Below are 22,199 nucleotides of genomic sequence, written 5' to 3' on the forward strand. Positions count from 1 at the left end.
CCGTGAGGGGCCTCACGTCGCCTACGGCTGGAGAGCAAGCCGGGCCTGCCCGGGTATCTGTCGCGCCGACCTGCCGCACGGGCACCGGGCCGTCCGCCGTTGCGTGGTCGCCCGTTGCACCACGGGCTACGTCGCAGCCTCAGGCCGGATAGGCATGCGTCTGGGTCGCTTTGACGGTGGCCCAGACGACGGCGCCGGGATGAAGGTCGAGTTCGGCGGCGGCGATAGTCGTGAGGTCGGCGGCAAGGGGAAGGTCGCCGGTGAGGTCGGCGCGGATCTGGTCGCCGTGGGACTCGAGGCCCGCGACGCTGCACTGCCAGAGGTTGCGGGCGCTGGAGCCGGTGGGGCGGTCGCGGTGGAGGGTGACGGCGCTGGGCGGGAAGGCGACGAAGGCCGGTCCGGTGAGGTCTTCGGTCGTGGTGATGACCGGACCTCCGTCGAGCTGGACGGTGTGGCCGTCGGCCCGGCCCCTGTAGAGGTTGAGGCCGACCAGATGGGCGATGTAGTCGGTGCGCGGGTGGCGGGCGATGTTCGCCGGGGTTCCGTCCTGCACGGCGCGTCCGTGTTCTATCACGACGAGACGGTCGGCGAGCACCATGGCGTCGAGCGGGTCGTGGGTGACCAGCACGGCGACTGCCTCGAAGTCCGCCAGATGACGGCGGAGTTGGGCTCGTACGTCGAGGCGGGTGCGGGCGTCGAGGGCGGCGAGCGGTTCGTCGAGCAAGAGCAGGCGCGGACGGGTCGCCAGGGCGCGGGCGAGGGCGACGCGCTGGGCCTGGCCGCCCGACAGCCGCCGCGGCTTGGCCGTGGCCTGACCGGCCAGGCCCATACGGTCCAGCCACGCGGCGGCCTGGGCCCGGGCCTCGGCCTTGGGCACGCCGTGGCAGCGGGGGCCGAAGGCGACGTTGTCGAGGGCGGTGAGATGCGGGAAGAGCAGGTAGTCCTGGAACACGACGCCGACGGGGCGGGTTTCGGGAGGCGTACGGTCCAGATCCGTGCCGTCCAGCCGCAGATGGCCCCCGTTCAGCGGGGTGAGCCCCGCCAGCGCGCGCAGGGCGGTGGTCTTGCCTGCGCCGTTGGGTCCGAGTAGGGCGACGACCTCGCCGGGTGCGGCGGCCAGCGTGACGTCCAGGTGGAACGTGCCGCGGTCGACGACGAGGCGGGCGTCCAGGCCTCCTTCGCCCAGGCTCTCTTCCGGGCCTTCGCCCAGGCTTTCGTCACGGCCTTCGCCCAGACTGTCGGCACGGCCTTCGCCCAGACTGTCGGCACGGCCTTCGCCCAGGCTTTTGTCCAAGCCTTCGGCGAGGCCTCCATCGAGGCCTCCTTTCAGGCCTCCATTCAGGCCTCCATTCAGGCCTTCATCAGGGCGCATGGTCATGATGCGGTCATCCATCGGTCGCGCAGTCCGGCGAGGACCGCGATGGACACGGCGAGCAGGACCAGGCTCAGTGTGATCGCGGCGGCCGGGTCGTTCTGCAGGGCGAGGTAGACGGCGAGCGGCATGGTCTGCGTACGGCCGGGGAAGTTGCCCGCGAAGGTGATGGTGGCGCCGAACTCGCCCAGTGCGCGGGCCCAGGCGAGTACGGCGCCGGCCGCGATCCCCGGCGCGATCAGGGGCAGGGTGACCCGGCGGAACGCGGTGAACCGGGAGGCGCCGAGCGTCGCCGCGGCCTCCTCGTAGCGTGGGTCGGCGCCGCGTAGCGTGCCCTCCACGCTGATCACGAGGAACGGCATCGCCACGAACGCCTCCGCCACCACGACTCCCGCCGTCGTGAACGGCAGGGTCACGCCGAACCATGCCTCCAGCCACCGGCCGACGACGCCGTTGCGGCCCAGTGCGAGCAGCAGCGCCACGCCGCCCACCACTGGGGGCAGTACGAGCGGGAGAGTCACCAGGGCCCGTATGAGGCCGCGGCCCGGGAACTCGGTGCGGGCCAGCAGCCAAGCCAGCGGTACACCCAGCACGATGCTCACGGCGGTGGCGGCCGTGGCTGTGATCAGTGAGAGCCGCAGGGCCTGCCAGACGCCCGGACCGGCGAGTTGCTCGGGCAGGCTGCTCCAAGGGGTGCGCAGGAGCAGGGCGATCAGGGGCAGGAGGAGGAAGGCGAGGCCGAACAGTGCGGGCAGGAGGAGCGGCAACGGGGTACGGCCGCCGGCGCCGGACGCGACCCGGCGCCTCGGCCGGCCGTACGAGCGCCGCGGGCCACCCGTGAGAGTGTCGGCCACGGCTACGGCCCCACCGGCATCGGCCGCAGTGCCGCGGCCGGGACCCATGCTTCGCTGGTCGCGGCCTGGCACAGTGCCGGGCCCGTCTGGGCTGGGCATGGTGCCGGGCTTTTCCGTGCCGGGCATGGTGCCGGGCTCGTCCGGGCCGGTCATGGCTTGAGGAATCCCGCGGCGTTGAGGACCCGCTGCCCTTGCTCGGACCTCACCAGTGCGATGAACTCCTTGGCGGCGGCGGCATTGGGGGCATCCTTGAGAAGGACGATCGGGTAGCTGTTGACGGCGTCGGCGGACTCCGGGAAGTCCACGCCCTCGACCTTGTCGCCCGCCGCCTGCACATCCGTCCTGTACACGACGGCCGCGTCGACCTCCTTCAGCTCGAGCTTCGTCAGGGCGCTCTTGACGTCCTGCTCGTAGCTGACGGGTGTGAGCTTCAGGCCGGCGGCGTCGAGGGCCTTCTGCGCGGCGGCACCGCACGGCACCTGCTTGTCGCACAGCGCGACCTTCAGGCGCGAGTCGGTGAGGTCCTTCAGCGAGGTGATCTTCTGCGGGTTGCCGGGGAGGGTGGCGATCTCCAGCTGGTTGCGTACGAAGGTCGCGGGCGTGCCCGAGGCGTCGCCGGCGTCGGTCACGGTCGTCATCGTCTTGTCGCTCGCGGCGGCGAAGACGTCGGCCGGGGCGCCCGAGGTGATCGAGGCCGCCAGGGTGTCGCTGCCGCCGAAGTTGAACGTGACCGTGGTGCCCGGATGGGCCTTCTCGAAGGTCTTGCCGAGGGTTGTGAAGCTCTCCTTCAGCGAGGCGGCCGCGAAAACGGTCACCGTGCCGGACAGCTTCGCCGGCGCGGACGACGAGCCGGAAGAGCCAGTGGAGGAAGTGGAGGCGGAGGAGCAGGCGCTGAGTGCCAGCAGCACGGCGGCGCCTCCTGCTCCCAGTTGCAGCGTGCGCCGATTCCGAAGGGCCTGGCGGATACGGCGAGTACGGCAGGTGCGGCGTACGGAAGGGTTCTTCACAGGTCTGCTCCCCCAGGCTCTCTACGGCCGCTCTACGACCACGTTGGTCGACTTGATCACAGCCACCGCCGGGACACCGGGCTCCAGCCGGAGCTCCTCAGCCGACTCGCGGCTGATCATGGACACCACCCGGAACGGCCCGGCCTGGATCTCCACCTGCGCCGACACGTCCCCGAGGATCACCTCGGTGACGATGCCCGAGAAGCGGTTGCGCGCCGAGGAGCCGGTGTTCTCCCGCTCCATGCGGTGCAGCTCCCGGGCGAAGGCGGCCAGGTCCGCTCCGCGGATGATGCGGCGATCCTGCTCGTCGCGCTCGGCCGGCAGCCTGCCGCTGTCGACCCAGCGCCTGAGGGTGTCGGCGCTGACGCCCATCAGGGCAGCCGCATCTCCGATCCGGTAGCTGTGCATGCGAGGATCATACTGCCGCAGATGCAAGCGGGAGGCCCTGAGTGGCGTGGCAGGAGCTAAGCCCTCTCTGCGCCTGGGCTGGCATCTGCGGGGGTCAGTACACGTCCCGGACGTAGCGCTTGTCTGCGGCGAGCTGCTTGAGGTACGCCGCGGCACCGTCCTCGTCCAGGCCACCATGAGCGACGGCGATGTCCCGCAGCGCCCGGTCGACGTCCTTGGCCATGCGGGAGGCGTCGCCGCAGACGTAGAAGTGGGCGCCGTCCTGGAGCCAGGACCACAGCTGGGGGCCGTGTTCGCGCATCCGGTCCTGTACGTAGACCTTGGCGCGCTGATCGCGCGAGAAGGCCGTGTCGAGGCGGGTGAGGGTGCCGTCGTCGACCAGGGCGGTGAGTTCGTCCTCGTAGTAGAAGTCGGTGGCGCGGTGCTGCTCGCCGAAGAAGAGCCAGTTGGGGGCGCGGTGGCCGAGGGCGCGGCGCTCGTCGAGGAACCCGATGAAGGGGGCGACACCCGTGCCGGGGCCGACCATCACCATCGGTGTCGCGGGGTCGACGGGCGGCCGGAAGTGCGCAGAGCGCTGGACGAAGACGGGCACGGGCGTACCGGGCTCCGCATCCGCGAGGAACGGTGAGCAGACGCCCTGCCGGGGGCGGCCGTTCAGATTCTCGTAGCGGACGACGGAGACCGTCAGCGAGACGAGGTGGGGGTCGACGAGCGGGCTGGACGATATGGAGTACAGGCGCGGCTGTAGCCGTTTGAAGACCCCGGCCCACTCCTCGGCGGAGGCGCGGACGGCGTACTCGGCGACGACGTCGACGGCCTGGCGGCCCCAGCACCACTGTGCCAGACCGTCCTTGTTGTCCGGGCGGAGCAGCCGCTTCAGGTCGCGCGGGTCATGGGTGCGTTCGCTGACGAAGCGCAGCAGGTCGGGGGTGATCCTGGTGATGTCCAGGTGCTGGTGCAGGGCCTCGCCGAGCGGGACCTCCCCGACGCCGCTCACCTGCACGGCGGCGGTGGAGTCGAGGCCGGTGACGGCGAGCCACTCGGTCACCAGGTCGGGGTGGTTGACCGGTCGTACGCCGAGTGCGTCGCCGGCCGCGTAGATCAGCGGGGCCTCGCTGTCGCGGGTGTCGAAGGTGAAGCGCCGGACCTCCTTGCCCGCGCCGGGAAGGCTGAGCAGGCGGTTGCCGGTGAGATGGGCGGTGACGGGGGCGGGCTTCCTGGAGCTGGGTGCGGAGGGCGGAGGGAGGGCGGGCGCCGAGCCGGGGCCCGTGGCGGAGGGGCCAGGGGTCGAGGAGGGGTCGGGAGTGGCCGGTGCTCCGGTGAGGGCGGTCAGGACCTGGTCGAGCCAGGCCTCGGCAGAGGGCTCGTAGTCGGGTTCGCAGTCGGTGCGTGGGGCGAGCCGCACCGCGCCCAGCTCGTCCAGGCGCTGGTCGAGGCGGCGGCCGTGGCCGCAGAAGTCGTCGTACGAGGAGTCGCCGAACGCGAGCACCGCGTACCGCAGCCCGTCCAGGCGCGGGGTGTCGGGCTCGGCCAGGGCGTCCCAGAAGCCGGTGCCGTTGTCGGGGGCGTCGCCGTCGCCGAAGGTGCTGGTGATCAGCAGGACGTCGGCGCCGGGCGGGAGGGCGCGCAGGTCGGTGTCGTCCATGCCGGCCAGGGTCGCCTTGTGGCCGGTCGCGGCGAGCCGCTCGGCGGTGGCCGCCGCGAAGTCCTCGGCGTTGCCGGTCTGCGAGGCCCACAGGACGACGACTTCCCGTACGGGAGTGTGCGGCTCGGCGGTGGTCGACGGGGTGGTGGTCCGGGAGTACATCCCGGCCAGTACGCCGTTCACCCACAGCGCGTGCTCGGGGCTGAAGGGCGCCCCGGGCGGGAGCACGGGCACACCGGGGCTGCCGGAATCGATCCCGGCGAGGAAGCCGACCAGGTACTGGCGCTCCTGCGCGGTCAGCACGGGCGGTGGACCGGGCTCCAGGCCGAAGGCTGCGGCCGTCGAACCGGGGGTGACGGCGGTGGGTATGACGACCGCCGGGGTGACCGCAGTGGGTGCGACGGTGCCGCCGGCCGTGACCGGCTCCGCAGCGGCAGGCGCCGGCGCCGAGGCCACCTTCGTGAGCGACACCGCGCACACCTTCAGCTCTGGCTGGAAGGAGAGCGGGTCGACGGCGTCGCTGGTCACTGCGTTGACGCTCAGATACTCCCCGAAGAGATCGTTCCAGTGGAAGGGAGCGAAACAGCACCCCGGCGTCACCCGGTCGGTCACCACCGCGGGCAGCACGGCCCGGCCGCGCCGCGAGGCGACCTCCACCGAGTCGCCCTCCGCGATGCCGAGCGTCTCGGCATCCCCCGGGTGCAGCTCCACGAACGGCCCTGGGTTGAGCTTGTTGAGCTTCGCCACCTTCCCGGTCTTGGTGAGGGTGTGCCACTGGTGCTGGAGCCGTCCGGTGTTCAGGACGTACGGATAGTCGTCGTCCGGCATTTCGGCGGCGGGGATGTGCGGCCTGGCGTGGAACACGGCCCGCCCGCTCGCCGTGGGAAAGGTCGGCCCGTCGTCACCGTTCACGTACCGGATGGGGTTGCGGTCCGGCCCGTCCTCGTCGGGGGCCGGCCACTGCACGGACGTCTCCCGAAGCCGCTCGTACGTCACACCGCGCAGGTCGTAGCCGGTCTTGGGGTTCCACGCGCGCTTGATCTCCTCGAATATCTGCTCAGCGCTGTCGTACGAGAACCCCTTCTCGTATCCCATCTCGCGGGCGACGGCGGCGATGATCCGCCAGTCCGCGAGCGCATCGCCGGGCGCGTCCGCCGCGGGCTGGGCGAGGGTGAGGTTGCGCTCGCTGTTGATCAGGACGCCCTCGGACTCGGTCCACAGGGCGCCGGGCAGGACGACGTCGGCGTACGCGTTCGTCTCGGTGTCGGCGAAGACGTCCTGGGTGACGACGAACTCGGCGGCCTCCAGGCCCTCGATGACGGTCCTGCGGTTGGCGACGGAGGCGACGGGGTTGGTGCAGATGATCCAGCACGCCTTGATGCGGCCGTCCGCCATCTGCTGGAACATCTCGACGGTGCCCTTGCCGACGCCGTCGTTCCTGATCGTGCCCGCGGGCAGCTCCCACAGGTCCTCGACGAAGGCGCGCTCGTCGTCCACCAGCACCGACCGCTGGCCGGGGAGGCCGGGGCCCATGTAGCCCATCTCGCGGCCGCCCATGGCGTTGGGCTGGCCGGTCAGCGAGAACGGCCCGCTGCCGGAACGGCAGATCGCACCCGTGGCGAGGTGCAGGTTGACCAGGGCGTTGGTGTTCCATGTGCCGTGCGTCGACTGGTTGAGGCCCATGGTCCAGCAGCTCATCCACTCACCGGCCTCGCCGATGAGCTGGGCCGCCCGGCGGATGTCCTGCTCGGGGATTCCGGTGATCTCGGCGACGGCGGCGGGAGGGTAGTCGGCGAGGAGCTCCGGCATCGCCTCCCAGCCCTCGGTGTGCTCGGCGATGAACGCCTCGTCCATGTGCCCGTTCTCGTACAGCAGGTGCAGCAGGCCATTGAGCAGCGCCAGGTCGGTCCCCGGCTTGATCTGCAGAAACAGGTCGGCTTTCTCAGCGGTCGCGGTGCGTCGCGGGTCGACGACGATCAGCTTGGCGCCCGCCTTGACCCGGTCCATCATCCGGAGGAACAGGATGGGGTGGCAGTCGGCCATGTTGGAACCGATGACGAAGAAGACGTCGGCTCGTTCGAAGTCCTGGTACGAGCCGGGCGGGCCGTCCGCGCCCAGCGAGAGCTTGTAGCCGGTGCCTGCGCTGGCCATGCACAGGCGCGAGTTCGACTCGATCTGGTTGGTGCGGACGAAGCCCTTGGCCAGCTTGTTCGCCAGGTACTGGGCCTCCAGGCTCATCTGCCCGGAGACGTAGAAGGCGACCGCGTCCGGCCCGTTCTGGTCGATGATCGCCCTCAGCCGCCGTGCCGTCTCGCTGATCGCCGTGCCCACGGGGGTGGGCACGGGCTCCTCGTCGCGCCGGGCCCGCACGAGCGCGTTGCCAAGGCGCCCGGGGGCGGTGAGCATGTCGGCCGTGGTGGCGCCCTTGGTGCAGAGCCGCCCGAAGTTCGCGGGGTGGGCCTTGTCGCCGTACGCCTTGAGGACCTTCCGCCGCCCGTCCGGGCCCATGCCGATGTCGAGGACCATGCCGCAGCCCACACCGCAGTACGAGCAGACCGTTCGCACCTGGTCGGTGGTCTCGGTCACGGGCGGCCCCTCTCGTGCGGTTTGTACGCGTCGACCGTACGAAATGCCCGTTACGCTGATGTGACACGAGTGGATCATGAGCGGTTACGCGCTCTGCACAGCGGGTGGCGTGGGCGTGTGAGAGGAGCCGCCAGGCCCGTCCTGGCGGCATGCGGCCGCACGCCGACCTGCGGTGACCAGCGCACCGCAGGCCTGATCGCCGAATCAGGCATATGGTGCATATTGGCCAGTCGTTCTGAATCCGGAAGGAGCGTCATGCAGCCCGCTCTCAGCCCCTCCGCCCTTGCGCGACTGCGCCAGCCGCGACCGTATCCGGCGGTGTCCCTGCTGATGCCGACACACCGCCGGGAGCCGGACAACGCCCAGGATCCGGTCCGTCTGCGCAACCTGCTGGCCGAGACGAAGAGGCAGCTGGAGGCCGATCCCGCCGTCACCCGGGAGCGGCGGAACGACGTCGTACAGCAGCTCGAGAGGGCCACGGCCGACATCGATCTGGTGCACGCCGAGGACGGCCTCGTCATCTTCGCCGCGCCCGGAGAGCACGAGGTCTGGTACCTGAGCCGCTCCGTGCCCGAGCGTGTCGTGCTCTCCGACACGTTTCTGACCCGCAACCTCGTCGCCGCGCAGGCCTCCGAGCGCACGTTCTGGCTGCTGGCCGTCTCGGCCGACCGCGTCACCCTGTGGAACGGCGGCCCGGACCACGTCGTCGAGGAGCGCAGGGCCGGCTTCCCGCTGACCCGGAGCCTCCAGGATCCGGACGCCGAGCCGCGGGGCCAGCAGCAGATCGGCGATGTGCCCAGCACGTTCCGTGACGAGGCGTCGCGCCTGTTCCTGCGGGACGCCGACAACGCACTCGGCCGCGTCCTCGAGGCCGATCCGCGACCGCTGTACATCACGGGCGAGACAGCGGCCCTTTCCCTGCTCCGCGAGGCCGGCACGGCAGCCAAGAACGGCACGCCCGTCCCGCACGGAGGGCTCGCCCACGCCAGCCCCGAAGCCGTGTGGCAGGCGATCCAGCCTGTCATCGCCGCCGAGGAGGAGAAGAACGTCGCTGCCGTACTGCGGGACCTGGAGAAGGCCCGCGGCCGGAAGGAGTTCGCCGCCGGCGTCGACGAGGTGTGGCAGGGGGCGAACGCCGGCCGGCTCCGTCTGCTCGCCGTCGAGGAGAACTACCGCCTCACGGTCCGGGACGACGGCGACCACCTGGTCCCGGCCGAGAGCACCGACCTGGACGCCCGCGACGACATCATCGACGAGATCGTCGAACAGGCCCTGGAAACCGGCGCTGAGGTCCGCTTCGTCCCGGACGGCACTCTCGACGAAACCGCTCACATCGCGGGCGCCCTGCGGTACTGACCCCTCTTCGACGCGGGCGTCAGAAGTCGGCGAGGCTCTGCTCGGCCCAGATCGTCTTGCCGACGCTGGTCTGGCGTGTACCCCACGCCTGGGTGAGCTGCGCGACAAGCAGCAGCCCGCGCCCGCCCTCGTCGAAGACGCGGGCACGGCGCAGATGCGGAGCGGCGCTGTTGGCGTCGGACACCTCGCAGATCAACGTCTGGTCGTGGATCAGGCGCAGCTGGATGGGCGAGCTGCCGTAGCGGATGGCATTGGTGACGAGTTCGCTGACCACGAGCTCGGTGACATACGCCGACGCCTCGCCCACACCCCACCGCGCCAGCTGGCTCGCGACCAGCGAGCGCGCCTCGGAGACCACGGCGGGCTCGGACGGGAGTGTCCAGGTGGCGACCTGGTCCGCGGTCAGGGCGCGGGTGCGGACGGTGAGCAGGGCCACGTCGTCGGAGGGGCGGTCGGACAGCAGGGCCTTGAGCGCCGTATCGCAGGTGGCCTCGAGGGAGGGAGCCGGTTCCGCGAGTGCGTGCAGCAGTTCGCTCAGGCGGACACCGAGGTCGGCCTCCCGTGATTCGATGAGGCCGTCGGTGTAGAGCGCGAGCAGACTGCCCTCGGGCAGTTCGATCTCCGTGGCCTCGAAGGGCATGCCGCCGAGGCCGAGGGGCGGGCCCGCGGGCATACGGATGTAACGGGCGGTTCCGTCCGGGGTGACCAGGGCGGGTTCGGGGTGGCCCGCGCGAGCGAGGGTGCAGCGGCGGGAGACCGGGTCGTAGACCGCGTACAGGCATGTGGCGCCGATGTCGCCGCGGGCACCGTTCGGCTCCTGTTCGGCGTTGAGACGGCTGACCACGTCGTCCAGATGGGTGAGGAGTTCGTCGGGCGGCAGGTCGACGTCGGCGAGCGTGCGTACGGCGGTGCGCAACAGGCCCATCGTCGCGGAGGCGTGGATGCCGTGGCCGACCACGTCGCCGACGACGAGGGCGACCCGGGTGCCCGACAGCGGGATGACGTCGAACCAGTCTCCGCCGACGCCGATCTGGGGCCCTGCGGGCAGATAACGGGAGGCGACCTCGACGGCCGCCTGGGGCGGCAGATGGCCGGGCAGCAGACTGCGCTGCAGCGTGACGGCCGTACTGCGCTCCCGGGTGTACCGACGGGCGTTGTCGATACAGACGGCGGCCCGCGCGGCGACCTCCTCGGCGAGGAACAGGTCGTCGTCGTCGAAGGGCAGCGGCTGCTCGTGGCGCATGAACAGCAGGAGCCCGAGCGTGGTGCCCCGCGCCCGCAGCGGCACGCTCATCACAGAGTGGACCCCGTACTGGCGGACGCTGGCCTCGCGTCGAGGGCTTGCGTGGAGCCAGGCACGCATCTCGGGATCACCGACGTAGTGGCGCGTGGCGCGGCCGGTGACCAGGCAGCGGGCCAGCGGTGAGATGGCGGGGTACTCGTGGGCCTCTCCCGACGCGACCACCGATTCGGGGTGGCCCTCCAGGACCGACTCCTGTGCCATGCGGATCAGCGTGACCCCACCGTCGGGCGGTGGTTCCGTGCCAGGGGGTTCCAGTTCCTGTTCCAGCAGGTCGACCGTCGCGAAGTCGGCGAGCATCGGAACCACCAGCTGCACCGTCTCCTCGGCCGTGCGGTGCACGTCCAGCATTCCGCCGATACGGGTGCTGGCCTCGTTGAGCACCATGAGCCGACGCCTGGCCCGGTACTGCTCGGTGACATCGAGCAGAGCCGTGCACACCGCGCGCACCTGCCCGGCCGAGTCCTTCAGGGGCGAGATGACCGTGGTCCACGCGCGCACCTGGGTCTCCGGCGGCACACGGTCCAGGATCTCCTCCATGGACGGCTCACCCGTTCGAAACGCGAGGTCGATGGCCCGGTCGAGGCGCCCGGCCGACCTGGCGGCCGGTGCGATCTCCGAAGCCGTCCGGCCGCGCATCTGCTCCTCCGAGCGGCCCAGGATCCGTGTCATCTCCGTGTTCGCCCGGATCATCCGCCGTTCGCCGTCGTGGAGGGTCATGGCGATCGGGGACTGGTAGAAGACCCATTCCAGAAGCTCACGCACATCCTCCGGGGTGGCCTCCTGCGTCGGTTGCCGCAAGGTCAGGAACCACTGCGTCCGGCCCTCGCCGTCCAGCAGCGGCACCCCTCGCAGGCACACACCCAGGCGGCGGCCATCGCGGTGCACCAAGGTGACCGACTCGCTCCACTCGGTCACCTGCCCTGCCGCCGGAAACCCGGCCATGGCCGCCTCGCGCTCCTCCGCGTCGATCAGCCCCGCCAGCGGCCGCCCCACGACGTCCGCCGGTGCATGACCCAGCAGCCGCTCGGCCCCGGCGCTCCAGGCCGTGACGTTCCCCAGCTCGTCGACGGCGACGGACACAGGTTCAGGACCGGCCGTCCGCTCCCCCACATTGTTCCGCCCTGTCATACGAGGGCCCATCTCGTATCGCCGATCTTTCCTCGATGTGCTCCGGTCCAGGCACCAACAACGCGCCACCAACACCAACACTCGGCACTAACCATGCTGCCTCGCCACCGCCGGATCGGCCGCTCGGCGGCCCTGCCGACGGCATCCGAGGGCACGCACGGGCGGTGCCCGCCCGCCTCTCCGCTTTCCTGCGCCGGCACCCCTTTTCCCGTTCCGACACCCTTTGCCAGGCCAGCGGGCGGCGCGGGTGATCGCCGGAGATGGCAGCAAGGCCGGGTGAACGACGGAGATGGCAGCAAGGCCGGGCGAACGACGGGGGAGTCACCGATCAGGTCAGCGGAATGCCGGTGCCTTCGGATACGGGCGGCGCCTCGGGCTGAGCGGGGCGGTGCCCCTGCCGATCAGCGCCACCCCGCTCGCCCAGGAGAACGCGCCGGGCTGTCGCCCGGTCGCATCCCCGTCTCCCCACACGGGGAGTGGAAAGTGTGAGCTCCAGGCCACGGCCCCTCGCGGCGGCCCTCACCCCTTCGCCGTCAGGCCGACTCCCGCTTGACCAGCTCCGTCGGGAGTATCACCGCGGACGGGTCCTCGCCGCCGATCTGGGCGAGCAGGACTCGCACCATCTCGGAGCTGATGCGGTCCCACGGCTGGCGGATCGTGGTGAGGGCCGGGCTGCCCGCGGTCGCCGCGGGCGAGTCGTCGAAGCCGCCGACCGCGACGTCCTCCGGCACGCGGCGACCGGCCCGCTGCAGTGCGGTCAGCGCACCCTGGGCCATCAGGTCGGAGGCGACGAACAGTGCATCCAAGTCCGGTATGCGGGAAAGGAGTTCGGCCGCTCCGGCCTCGCCGCCGGCCCTGCTGTAGTCGCCGGGGACGATGAGGCGTTCGTCGGCCTCGACGCCCGCATCGGCCAGTACCTCGCGGTAGCCCGCGAGGCGTTCGACGCCGCCCGGGGTGTCGAGCGGGCCCGTGATCATGCCGATACGGCGGCGGCCCAGAGACAGCAGATGGCTGACCATGTCACGGGCGCCGTCCCGGTCGTCAGCGGCGACATAACTCACCTTGGAGCCCTGCCCGATGGGCTTGCCGCAGGCCACCAGCGGCACCCCTGCCTCGCGCAGCTGCTCGGCGACCGGATCGCCCGAGTGGCTGGAGACCAGCAGTACCCCGTCGACATGGCCCGCGGTGATGTACCGGCTTATCCGCCGCCGCTCGTCCTCCGTGCCCGCGATCATCAGCAGCAGTGGGATGTCGTGCGCGGCCAGCGCCTGTGTGCATCCTCGCAGCAGCACGTTGAAGTTGGGGTCCTCGAAGAACTTCTCCTGCGGCTCCGTGAGCAGGAAGCCCACGGAGTCCGAACGGCCCGTGATCAGCGACCGGGCGTGCCGGTTGACGACGTACCCGGTCTTGCGGATCGCGGCGTTGACCGCCTCCTGCGCGGCGGGGCTGACGTAGTGGCCGCCGTTGAGGACACGGGAGACCGTGCCCCGCGAGACTCCCGCCTCGCGGGCCACGTCATGGATCGTCGGCGGCTTGCGCCTGCCCCCCGTCTGGTGACTCATGGTCATGACTTTACGGCCCCGGACAGCAGGTCGAGGCTCCAGAACCGCTGGATGACCAGGAACAGTGCGATGAGCGGGACGACCGCCAGCAGGGCGCCGGTGATGACGAGGGTGTACAGCGCCGGTGTGTTGGCGCCCTGTTCGAGCAGCGTGAACAGCCCGAGGGTGATCGGGAACTTCTCGTCGTCGCTGAGCATGATGTACGGCAGCATGAAGTTGTTCCAGATCGCCACGAACTGGAACAGGAAGACCGTCACCAGTCCGGGGATCATCATCGGTAGCGCGATCCGGGTGAAGATCCGCCACTCGCTCGCGTTGTCCATCCGACCGGCTTCCACCACATCGGTGGGCACGGCCGCGGCGGCGTAGATCCGCGCGAGGTACACCCCGTACGGGGAGAGGATCAGCGGCAGCAGGACCGACGCGTAGGAGTCGGTGAGATCCACCTTGGCCAGCAGCAGGTACTGCGGCACGGCCAGGATCACCGGAGGCATCAGCACCCCGGCGAGCAGGATGTTGAAGACGCTCTCACGGCCGCGGAAGCGGTAGATGGCGAGCGCGTAGCCGCTGACGGCCGAGACGGCCGTGGACAGCAGGGCGCCGAGGCCCGCATACAGCGCGGAGTTGCCCATCCACTTCCAGTACACGCCGTCGCGGTACGCCGACAGGTCCTTGAGGTTGTCGGCGAACCCGGTGCCCGGCAGGAACGTGAAGGTGGAGAACAGCTCACGTCCCGACTTGGTGGAGGCGACCACCACCCAGGCGACGGGCAGTAGGCAGTAGAGCGCTCCCAGGAGAAGCGCGAAGGTCGGGACCAGGGCGATACGGCGGCGCTGCGGCGGCCCCTGGACGGTTCCGGGCGTCGTGCCGGCGGCCGGTATGGCCTTGGTGCTCGCGACAGAGCTCATCGTGCTTCCTCCTGCCTGTTGCGGGAGTTCGCGGCGCGCAGGAAGCCGAAGGACAGGACGAGCGTGGCAACGGCGATGATCACGGCGGTGGCGGCCGCCGAGTATGTGTCTGCCTTGCCGAAGGCGTCCTGGTACACCTTCATGAGCGGACTCCAGGTGGTGGAGATGGAGTTGGTGAGCGGTTTCAGGGTGGTCGGCTCGCTGAACACCTGCAGCGTCGCGATGATCGAGAAGAAGAAGGTGAGCACCAGCGAGGGCGCCACCATCGGGATCTTGATGCGGAGCGCGACCTGCAGCTGCGAGCAGCCGTCCAGCTTCGCCGCCTCGTACACCTCGGCCGGGATGGCCCGCAGCGAGGTGTAGATGACGATCATGTTGAAGCCGGTTCCGCCCCAGACCGCGATGTTCGACAGGGCGATATAGAGCGGCCCGCCGTCCAGCAGGTCCGGCTGCGGCATCCCCAGCTTGTCGAGCACGAAGTAGAAGGGGCTGACGTCCGGGAGGTAGAGGAATCCCCACAGCAGTGCGGCGATGACGCCGGGGATGGCGTACGGCAGGAAGATCGCGAGCCGGGTGAAGGGCGCGAGCCGTACGCGCTCGGTGTCCAGCATCAGCGCGAAGAGGAGGGCGAGGCCCAGCATCACCGGGACGACGATGACGCCGTAGCCGAGGACGTGCAGGGCACCGTCGAGGAGTTCGGGATCGGTGAGCGCGTCGGTGTAGTTGCCGAGGCCCGCCCAGGTCTCCTCGCGGGCGCCCTTGCCCAGGCCGAGGCCCTTGACCTCGACCTTGTGCAGGCTGAGCCACACCGCGTACCCGATGGGCAGTGCGAAGAACAGGGCGAAGAGCACGGTTGCCGGGAGGAGGAAGAGGTACGGGGCGCCCTTCACCCCGTACGTCTTCCGGCGTGCGCTGGTCACTCAGCGACCTCGAAGCCCTGCTTCTCGAGGTCCGCGACGGTGGCGTCCTGCATGGTCGTCAGGGCGGCACCGAAGCCGGACTGGTTCTTGGCGGCCTTGCCGAAGGCGTCCTTGAAGGAGGTGTAGGCGACGTTCACGTTGGGACCCCATGCGGCGGGCGCGGTGGTCTTGGCGATCTCGGCGGCGGCCGTGTAGAAGTCGGGCTGGTTGGAGAAGAAGTCGGGGGCCTTGGCCAGTGCGTCACCGGTCTGGGCGGCGGTGGCGGCCGGGTAGATACCGCTCTCCTTCACCAGCGCGGCCAGCGCCTCGGGGTCGGTGTTGAGCCAGCTGGCGAACTTTGCGGCGGCGGCCTTGTTCTTGCTGTCGTTGGTGACTGCGGTGGAGGATCCGCCCCAGCTGCCGGTCGCCGAGTCGCCGGCGTTCCACTGCGGGAGCGGCGCCATGGCCCACTTGCCCTTGGTGTCGGGGGCCGCGGTGGTGAGGGTGCCGGGCGCCCAGACCGCGCTCACCCAGGCGATCTGCTTGCCGGTGTTGAGCGCCTTGTTCCAGGCCGGGGTGTACATCGGCTGGTTGTCGATGACGTCGTCCTTGACGAGGCCGCCCCAGAAGTCGGCGACCTTCTGCGTCGCCGCGTCGTCGATGCCGACCTTCCACTTGTCGCCATCGACGGTCCACCACTTGGCGCCGGCCTGCTGGGCGAGTCCGGCGAAGAGGCCGGAGTCGTTGGCGGAGAACGTGGTCAGGTCCTTGTCCGGGGCCTTCTTCTTCAGCTTCTGAGCGGTCTCGGCGAACTCGTCCCAGGTCTTCGGGACCTCGAGGCCGTACTTCTTGAAGAGGTCCTCGCGGTAGTAGAACGCCATGGGCGCGGAGTCCTGCGGAATCGCGTAGAGGGCGTCCGTGCCGAGCGTGGTCTGCTGCCAGATACCGGCGGCGAACTCCTTCTCGACGCCCCCCACCTCGCCGGATATGTCCGCGAGTGCGTCATTGCTGACGAGAGTCGCCAGCGCCTGGTACTCGGCCTGGACCAGGTCAGGTGCCTTGTGCGCCTTGGCCGCGGTGAGGATCTTGGTGACGAGCGTGTCACCGGACGCCTGCTTCTTGACCGTGACCTTGATCTGCGCCTTCTTGCCCGGACCCTTGTTCCAGATGTCCGCGACCTTGTCCATTCCCGGCGCCCAGGTCCAGTACGTCAGCGAGACCGGCCCCGACGAGGCCTCCTCGTTGTCGTCGGACGAGCCGCAGGCGGCGAGCGAGGACGCGCCGAGAGCGACGGCGACGGCGGTGGCGGCTGCTTGACGGAGCCGACGGCGCGACGTGAACGGCATGGATGTTTCTCCCCTGACCAGGGTCTCCGCCTGCTGCGGAGACCTGCCCCTGTTTCATACGCGGCTCGCCTCCGGGGCGCTTCAGCCGGTGTCGAGGGCGCGACCGTGCTCAGCCCTCCGGGCCTCCGCGCGCTCACGCCCTCGACACCGGCGCGCCCCTTCGGCTCACTCGCGGTGCTTCTGTGAGCGTTCACAGTAGAGAAACATCCAGGACACTTGTCAATGGTTGTTGCCGTGCGGTTATGTTTGCATCACGTCGCCACCGCCGTGTGTGCACGTTCCCATTTGATCGACCTTTCAGGAGACATTCATGCCGGACGGCGCGGAGGCGGCGCAGGCCGCGAAGTTGGCTCCCCCTGCGGCCGCGGGGGCCGCACCCAAGGGCCTCACCCGGCTCGCGTTCGGCGGGGACTACAACCCCGAGCAGTGGCCGGAAAGCGTCTGGCACGAGGACGTCGCTCTGATGCGTGAGGCCGGCGTCACCATGGTGAGCGTCGGCATCTTCTCCTGGGCCCTGCTCGAACCCGAACCCGGGATCTACGACTTCGGCTGGCTCGACCGGCTCCTGGACCTCCTGCACGAGAACGGGATCCGCGCCGACCTCGGCACCCCCACCGTCTGCCCGCCCGCCTGGTTCTACCGGGCCCACCCGGAGGCGCTGCCGGTGACCCGCGAGGGCGTCCGCCTGGCGTTCGGGTCGCGCGGCGCGATCTGCCACAGCAACCCCGCCTACCGCGAGGCGGCGGCGGCCATCACCACACGGTTGGCCGACCGCTACGGATCCCACCCGGCCGTCGCCCTGTGGCACATCCACAACGAGTACGGCGTTCCCGTATCGGCCTGCTACTGCGACAGTTGCGCGGAGCACTTCCGCCGCTGGCTGGACACCACGTACGGTTCGGTCGAGGCGGTCAACGAGGCCTGGGGCACGGCCTTCTGGGGCCAGCACTACGCGGCCTTCGACCAGATCGACCCGCCCCGGCTGACCCCCACCGCCGCCAACCCCGCCCAGCAGCTCGACTACCGCCGCTTCGCCGACGCCACCATGCGCGAGAACTTCGTGCGGGAACGCGACATCCTGCACCGCCTCTCCCCCGGCATCCCGGTGACGACGAACTTCATGACGGCGCTCAGCCAGTGCGACTCGGTCGACTACTGGGCCTGGGGCCGCGAGGTCGACATCGTCACCAACGACCACTACCTGATCACCGACGGCCGCCGCACGCACGTCAACCTCGCGATGGCCGCCGACATCACCCGCTCCGTGGGCGGCGGCGCGCCCTGGCTGCTCCTGGAGCACTCCACGTCCGGCGTCAATTGGCAGTCGCGCAACCCCGCCAAGTCACCCGGCCAGATGGCCCGCAACTCCCTCACCCATGTCGCGCGCGGCTCCGACGGAGCGATGTTCTTCCAGTGGCGGCAGTCCCGGCGCGGCGCCGAGAAGTTCCACTCGGCGATGCTGCCGCACGCGGGCACCGACTCGCGGGTGTGGCGAGAGGTGGTCCAGCTGGGCGCGGACGTCGATGCGTTGGGCTCACTGCGCGGTACGCGCACGGTCGCGGATGTCGCGATGCTGTGGGACTGGCAGTCCTGGTGGGCGCAGTCTCTGGAGTGGCGGCCCAGCGAGGACCACGACGCACGCGAGCGCGCCGACGCGTTCTACGAGGCGCTGTACGACCGGCACCTGACGGTCGACTTCGCCAACCCCGAAAGCGACTTGTCGGCGTATCCCCTTGTCGTCGTCCCGGCGCTCTACCTGGCCACCGAGGCCGCGGGCCGGAACCTCCGCGCGTACGTGGAGAACGGCGGCACCCTCGTCGTGTCGTACTTCTCCGGCATCGTCGACGAGCACGACGCCGTCCACGAGGGCCCGTACCCGGGCGCGCTGCGGGACGTGCTCGGCCTGACGGTGGAGGAGTTCTCGCCACTGCTCCAGGGCGAGCGGGTGCGCATCACTGCGTCCGACGGTTCCGAGCTCTCCGGTGACGTCTGGACGGAGTTCGTCAGACCGATCGGTGCCGACACCGTGTGGACGTACGCCGACGGGCTCGCCGCCGGAGGCCCGGCCGTCACCCGCAACCACCTCGGCAAGGGCACGGCCTGGTACGTCTCCACGCGTCTCGCGCCCCGCGACCTCGACGTACTCCTGGGCTGGGCCTGCGAGGACGCCCGGATCGCGCCGCGCGCCGACCTCCCCCGCGACGTCGAGGTGGTGACCCGCTCCGGCGAGTCCGGCCGCTACCTCTTCGTGATGAACCACACGGCTGCGGACGCCAAGGTGCCGCTGGAGGCACACGGCACCGAGCTGCTGACGGGCGAGCGCGCCGCGGGCCGTCTCGCAGTGGCCGCGGGCGCCGTACGGGTCGTCCGCCTCGACGACTGACCGTACGGGGGCGTGCGCCTGGACGGCTCACTGTGCAGGCGCACGCCACAAGGGCTGACCGCAGAGGCTCGGAGGCCTCAGCAGGCGCCCCCTTTGATCGCCGGCCGGGACCGTGGGGGGACCCCCGGCCGGTACGTGCGGCGTCGTGCTCGAGCTCAGGGCACGACGCCGCACTCCACCCCCCACCTCCGTTGAATCTCGTCGAAGGGACCGACGATGTTCCATCCGAGACGCACCCTGCGGGCCCTGCTCCTCCCGCTGGCAGCCGGCCTCGCCTTCACGGCACTTCCCGCAACCGCCGCACACGCGGCATCCACGCTCACCAACGGCGGCTTCGAGTCGAACGGCACCGGTACGGCGACCCCGACCGGCTGGTCGACCTACTCCGCGGCCGGCCAGAACGCCGCCTCCTTCACCGAGGCGGGCGGCCACGGCGGCAGCTACCGCCTCACCCACTGGTCGTCGTCCGCGTACAAGGTGGAGACGTACCAGTACCTGTCCGGGCTGACCAACGGGAACTACACCCTGACCGCGTGGGTCCGGTCGGGCGGCGGCCAGAACTCCGCGTACATCGCGCTGAAGAACTGCGGCAGTTCGGAGCAGCGCACCGATCTGCCGGTCTCGTCGAGCGGCTGGATACGGATCGTCACCTCCATCGCGGTGACGAACAACCAGTGCACGATCAGCATCAACTCCGATGCCAAGGCGGGCAACTGGATCAACGTCGACGATCTGACCTTCACGTCGGGCAAGACCGGCCTGTCCATCAAGGGCTCCGACGTCTCGTCGCTCGCCAAGAGCGAGGCTCTCGGCGGCGTCTACAGGAACAGCTCCGGCACGACCGGCGACGCGCTCGCCATCCTGAAGTCCGCAGGTCAGAACTACGCCCGCCTCAAGGTCTGGGTGAACCCCGCCGACGGCTACAACAACAAGACGCGCGTGCTGGCGATGGCCAAGCGCATCAAGGCGCAGGGCATGAAGCTGCTCGTCGACTTCCACTACTCGGACACCTGGGCCGACCCAGGCGCACAGACCAAGCCGGCCGCCTGGTCCGGGCACTCGTACAGCCAGCTGAAGACGGACGTCTACAACCACACGTACGACGTCCTGAACGCCCTGAAGGCGCAGGGCACCACGGCCGACATGGTGCAGGTCGGCAACGAGATCAACGGCGGCATGCTGTGGTCCGAGGGTTCCACCGACAACTGGTCGCAGCTCGCCGGGCTGCTCAACTCCGGCTACGACGCGGTCAAGGCGGTCAACTCGTCCACCACCGTGGCGCTGCACCTCGCCAAGGGCGGCGACCTGTCGGGCACCCGCTGGTGGTTCGACAGCGCTGTCTCCAACGGTGTGAAGTTCGACGCCATCGGCCTGTCCTACTACGGCTACTGGCACGGTTCGCTCTACGACTTCCAGACAACCCTGGACGACGCGGCGTCCCGCTACGGCAAGCCCGTCTTCGTCGCCGAGACGGCCTACCCGTTCCGGCTGGACAGCGAGGACTCGCACGAGAACATCATCGACACGACCGGTGAACTGGTGGCCGGGTACGCGGCCTCGACGGCCGGGCAGTCCGCCTGGCTGCGGGACATCATGAACATCGTGGAGGCCGTCCCGAACGGCCGCGGCCTCGGCGTCTTCTACTGGGAGTCCACCTGGAACGCGGTCACCGGCAACGGCTGGGACCCGACGGACTCGTCTTCGGGCAACGGCTGGGAGAACCAGGCCTTGTTCGGCTACGACGACAAGGCGCTTCCGGCGATGTCCTGGTTCGGGGCGCACAGGTAGGCCACAGGCGGCCGCCCGTCGCTGTTCCGATAGGCCGACAGGCGGCCGCCCGTCCTGTTCCGATAGCCCGACAGGCGGCCGCCCGCCACTGTTCCAACAGGGACACGTGTCGGGCCGGCCGCCACAATTGAACCGGAATCCGCTGTCCGGGTGCGTCGTGAGGCGCACCCGGACAGCGGTGTTCGAGCCCGTCGCAAAACTCCGGTCAGTCAGTCCCCGGTCAGCTGGAAATGCCAGATGATCACTGCAGGCACTCCGGCGTGTGCGACTCCTGCGGCCTCGGGTACCAGGTCGGCCAAGCACCACGGCCAGACCTCCCACGGACCCAGTTCCGTCATGCGTTCCCTTGGCGGCTCGCGACCGTCGGACCTCTCGACGGCCGGCTCCGTCGGTTCCTCGCACCGGCGCACCTGCAACCCCACGGGAAGCGCGGCGCGGAGGTAGTCCCCGGTCGGGTGGCGGTAAGTCTCCAGACGTCCCGGTCGCCCGTCCGGCAGGCGTACCGGCGGAATCGAGCCCCGCGCCACCCACTCGGGGTGCATATCGCTGATGACCAGGTGTCCGCCCGGGCGCAGCACCCTGGCGAACTCCGCCATCACCGGCTTCAGGTCGGCAACATGCGTCAACGCCAGGGAACAGACGACCAGATCCACGGCGTCGTCGGCCACTGGCAGCCGGCCCACGTCGCCCAGGTGGAATGCGCCACCCGGCACGCGTTCGCGTGCCCGTGCGAGCATGTCGGGCGAGCTGTCCACGCCGATGACCCGGTGGCCACGCTCAGCCAGCAGGGCCGCGAGCCGGCCGGTGCCGCACGCGGCATCCAGGGCGACGCCCGTCGGCAGCCCGGCGACGATATCCTTGACCACGGGCCCGTCGAAGTCGAACGCCGAGTTGGGGCCGTCATACGTTTGCGACCAGATCCGGTATCCGTCGACCGTGTTCACGCGAGCCACTTCCACGGCCGCGCTCGCCAGCGACTCGTCGTCGAGCAGCTTACGGATCTCGGCGATGCGCGAGTCGACGAACTCCCGGTCGGCCTCGCCGGTGAACGAACGCAGCAGGGCTATGCCCTCAAGGCCAAGCAGGTAGGCCAAAGGATGCTCGTAGATCACGGGATGACGGTAACGATGCCCACCGCACAGCGCGACCGAATTAAGACCGACCGGCAAATGGGGGGGGTGACGCCGCCCCACCATTTGCCGGTCGGTCTAAGCCGCTCCCGGACGCGGCCGGTCACGGGGGACCGCACGCCGCGCTCACTCCGCTCGCCGAGCAAGGATCCGCTGATCAATCTGCGGCCCGCCTTGAGCTCCCGGTCGACCTGTTCGGACCGCTGTTGCCCTTACTGGCGCCGTCGCGCGCCGCCCCTCGTACTCCGTCCACGCCCGTGACGACCAGCACGCTGGAAGCGACATCCCCGCTGCCCGGATGCACGAGCTGGAACAGCTGCTGCCGGGGGTGACGCGCGGCAAGGGCGTGCTCGAATGCCCTTCGACCGCTAGGAACCCGTCCGCGGCACGCCGCCGACGCGCCCACGCACGGACCACAACTCCCTCAACCGCAAGGAGTACCTGGTCCATGTGGTACGCCGCGTCTGACGGCGGTGCCGCGGCGATACCGGCGATCCCACAACAACCCCGCGCATGCCCGCCGT

Annotated in this window: 14 protein-coding genes; 3 read left to right on the forward strand and 11 right to left on the reverse strand. The window is 70.2% G+C overall.

Features of this window, described 5'->3' with window-relative positions:
- Positions 1–139: 139 nt before the first annotated feature.
- From H1D24_RS16895 to H1D24_RS16915, 5 genes are all read right to left on the reverse strand, one after another.
- On the reverse strand, positions 140–1,234 hold the full coding sequence (locus H1D24_RS16895) for an ABC transporter ATP-binding protein (protein WP_258564132.1): 1,095 nt from the start codon (positions 1,232–1,234) through the stop codon (positions 140–142).
- A 140-nt stretch (positions 1,235–1,374) separates the two neighbouring features.
- Positions 1,375–2,274 carry an ABC transporter permease gene (locus tag H1D24_RS16900; protein WP_181658543.1) on the reverse strand — a complete coding sequence of 300 codons (900 nt, stop codon included), beginning with the start codon at positions 2,272–2,274 and terminating at the stop codon, positions 1,375–1,377.
- Between the two features lie 101 nt (positions 2,275–2,375).
- Positions 2,376–3,191, reverse strand: a complete 816-nt coding sequence (gene modA, locus H1D24_RS16905; RefSeq protein ID WP_181658544.1) for a molybdate ABC transporter substrate-binding protein — start codon at positions 3,189–3,191, stop codon at positions 2,376–2,378.
- Positions 3,192–3,254: 63 nt separating this feature from the next.
- Positions 3,255–3,641: a TOBE domain-containing protein gene (locus tag H1D24_RS16910; protein WP_181658401.1), complete on the reverse strand. Its 387-nt coding sequence runs from the start codon at positions 3,639–3,641 to the stop codon at positions 3,255–3,257.
- A 94-nt stretch (positions 3,642–3,735) separates the two neighbouring features.
- A complete protein-coding gene (locus H1D24_RS16915) occupies positions 3,736–7,812 on the reverse strand; it encodes a bifunctional nitrate reductase/sulfite reductase flavoprotein subunit alpha (RefSeq protein WP_374064252.1) in 4,077 nt (1,358 codons plus the stop codon).
- A gap of 315 nt (positions 7,813–8,127) precedes the next feature.
- Between H1D24_RS16915 and H1D24_RS16920 the strand changes: the two genes are divergently transcribed.
- Entirely contained in the window at positions 8,128–9,228 is a 1,101-nt protein-coding gene (locus H1D24_RS16920) for a baeRF3 domain-containing protein (RefSeq protein ID WP_181658403.1), read from the forward strand.
- 19 nt (positions 9,229–9,247) lie between these two features.
- Here H1D24_RS16920 and H1D24_RS16925 read toward each other — a convergent pair whose 3' ends face one another.
- From H1D24_RS16925 to H1D24_RS16945, 5 genes are all read right to left on the reverse strand, one after another.
- Positions 9,248–11,611, reverse strand: coding sequence for a SpoIIE family protein phosphatase (locus H1D24_RS16925; protein WP_309484350.1), 2,364 nt, complete (start codon positions 11,609–11,611; stop codon positions 9,248–9,250).
- A gap of 581 nt (positions 11,612–12,192) precedes the next feature.
- The gene (locus H1D24_RS16930) at positions 12,193–13,227 is read right to left on the reverse strand and encodes a LacI family DNA-binding transcriptional regulator (RefSeq protein ID WP_181658405.1); all 1,035 of its coding nucleotides are present in this window, start codon (positions 13,225–13,227) and stop codon (positions 12,193–12,195) included.
- Positions 13,224–14,129, reverse strand: coding sequence for a carbohydrate ABC transporter permease (locus tag H1D24_RS16935; protein ID WP_181658406.1), 906 nt, complete (start codon positions 14,127–14,129; stop codon positions 13,224–13,226). The genes H1D24_RS16930 and H1D24_RS16935 overlap by 4 nt, the downstream gene beginning before the upstream one ends.
- On the reverse strand, positions 14,126–15,049 hold the full coding sequence (locus H1D24_RS16940) for a carbohydrate ABC transporter permease (protein ID WP_181658407.1): 924 nt from the start codon (positions 15,047–15,049) through the stop codon (positions 14,126–14,128). Before H1D24_RS16940 ends, H1D24_RS16935 begins: the two co-directional genes overlap by 4 nt.
- Positions 15,046–16,374 (reverse strand): ABC transporter substrate-binding protein, encoded by a 1,329-nt coding sequence (locus H1D24_RS16945; RefSeq protein ID WP_181658408.1) that lies wholly within the window; start codon positions 16,372–16,374, stop codon positions 15,046–15,048. Before H1D24_RS16945 ends, H1D24_RS16940 begins: the two co-directional genes overlap by 4 nt.
- 310 nt (positions 16,375–16,684) lie before the next feature.
- Here H1D24_RS16945 and H1D24_RS16950 point away from each other — a divergent pair, with 310 nt between their 5' ends.
- Together H1D24_RS16950 and H1D24_RS16955 are read left to right on the forward strand one after the other, a co-directional pair.
- Positions 16,685–18,757 (forward strand): beta-galactosidase, encoded by a 2,073-nt coding sequence (locus H1D24_RS16950; RefSeq protein ID WP_181658409.1) that lies wholly within the window; start codon positions 16,685–16,687, stop codon positions 18,755–18,757.
- 216 nt (positions 18,758–18,973) lie between these two features.
- Positions 18,974–20,545: a glycoside hydrolase family 53 protein gene (locus tag H1D24_RS16955; protein WP_181658410.1), complete on the forward strand. Its 1,572-nt coding sequence runs from the start codon at positions 18,974–18,976 to the stop codon at positions 20,543–20,545.
- Between the two features lie 209 nt (positions 20,546–20,754).
- Here H1D24_RS16955 and H1D24_RS16960 read toward each other — a convergent pair whose 3' ends face one another.
- Entirely contained in the window at positions 20,755–21,714 is a 960-nt protein-coding gene (locus tag H1D24_RS16960) for a class I SAM-dependent methyltransferase (protein WP_258564121.1), read from the reverse strand.
- Between the last annotated feature and the right edge of the window lie 485 nt (positions 21,715–22,199).

The sequence above is a fragment of the Streptomyces himalayensis subsp. himalayensis genome (genome assembly GCF_013778455.1).
Classification (GTDB): domain Bacteria; phylum Actinomycetota; class Actinomycetes; order Streptomycetales; family Streptomycetaceae; genus Streptomyces; species Streptomyces himalayensis.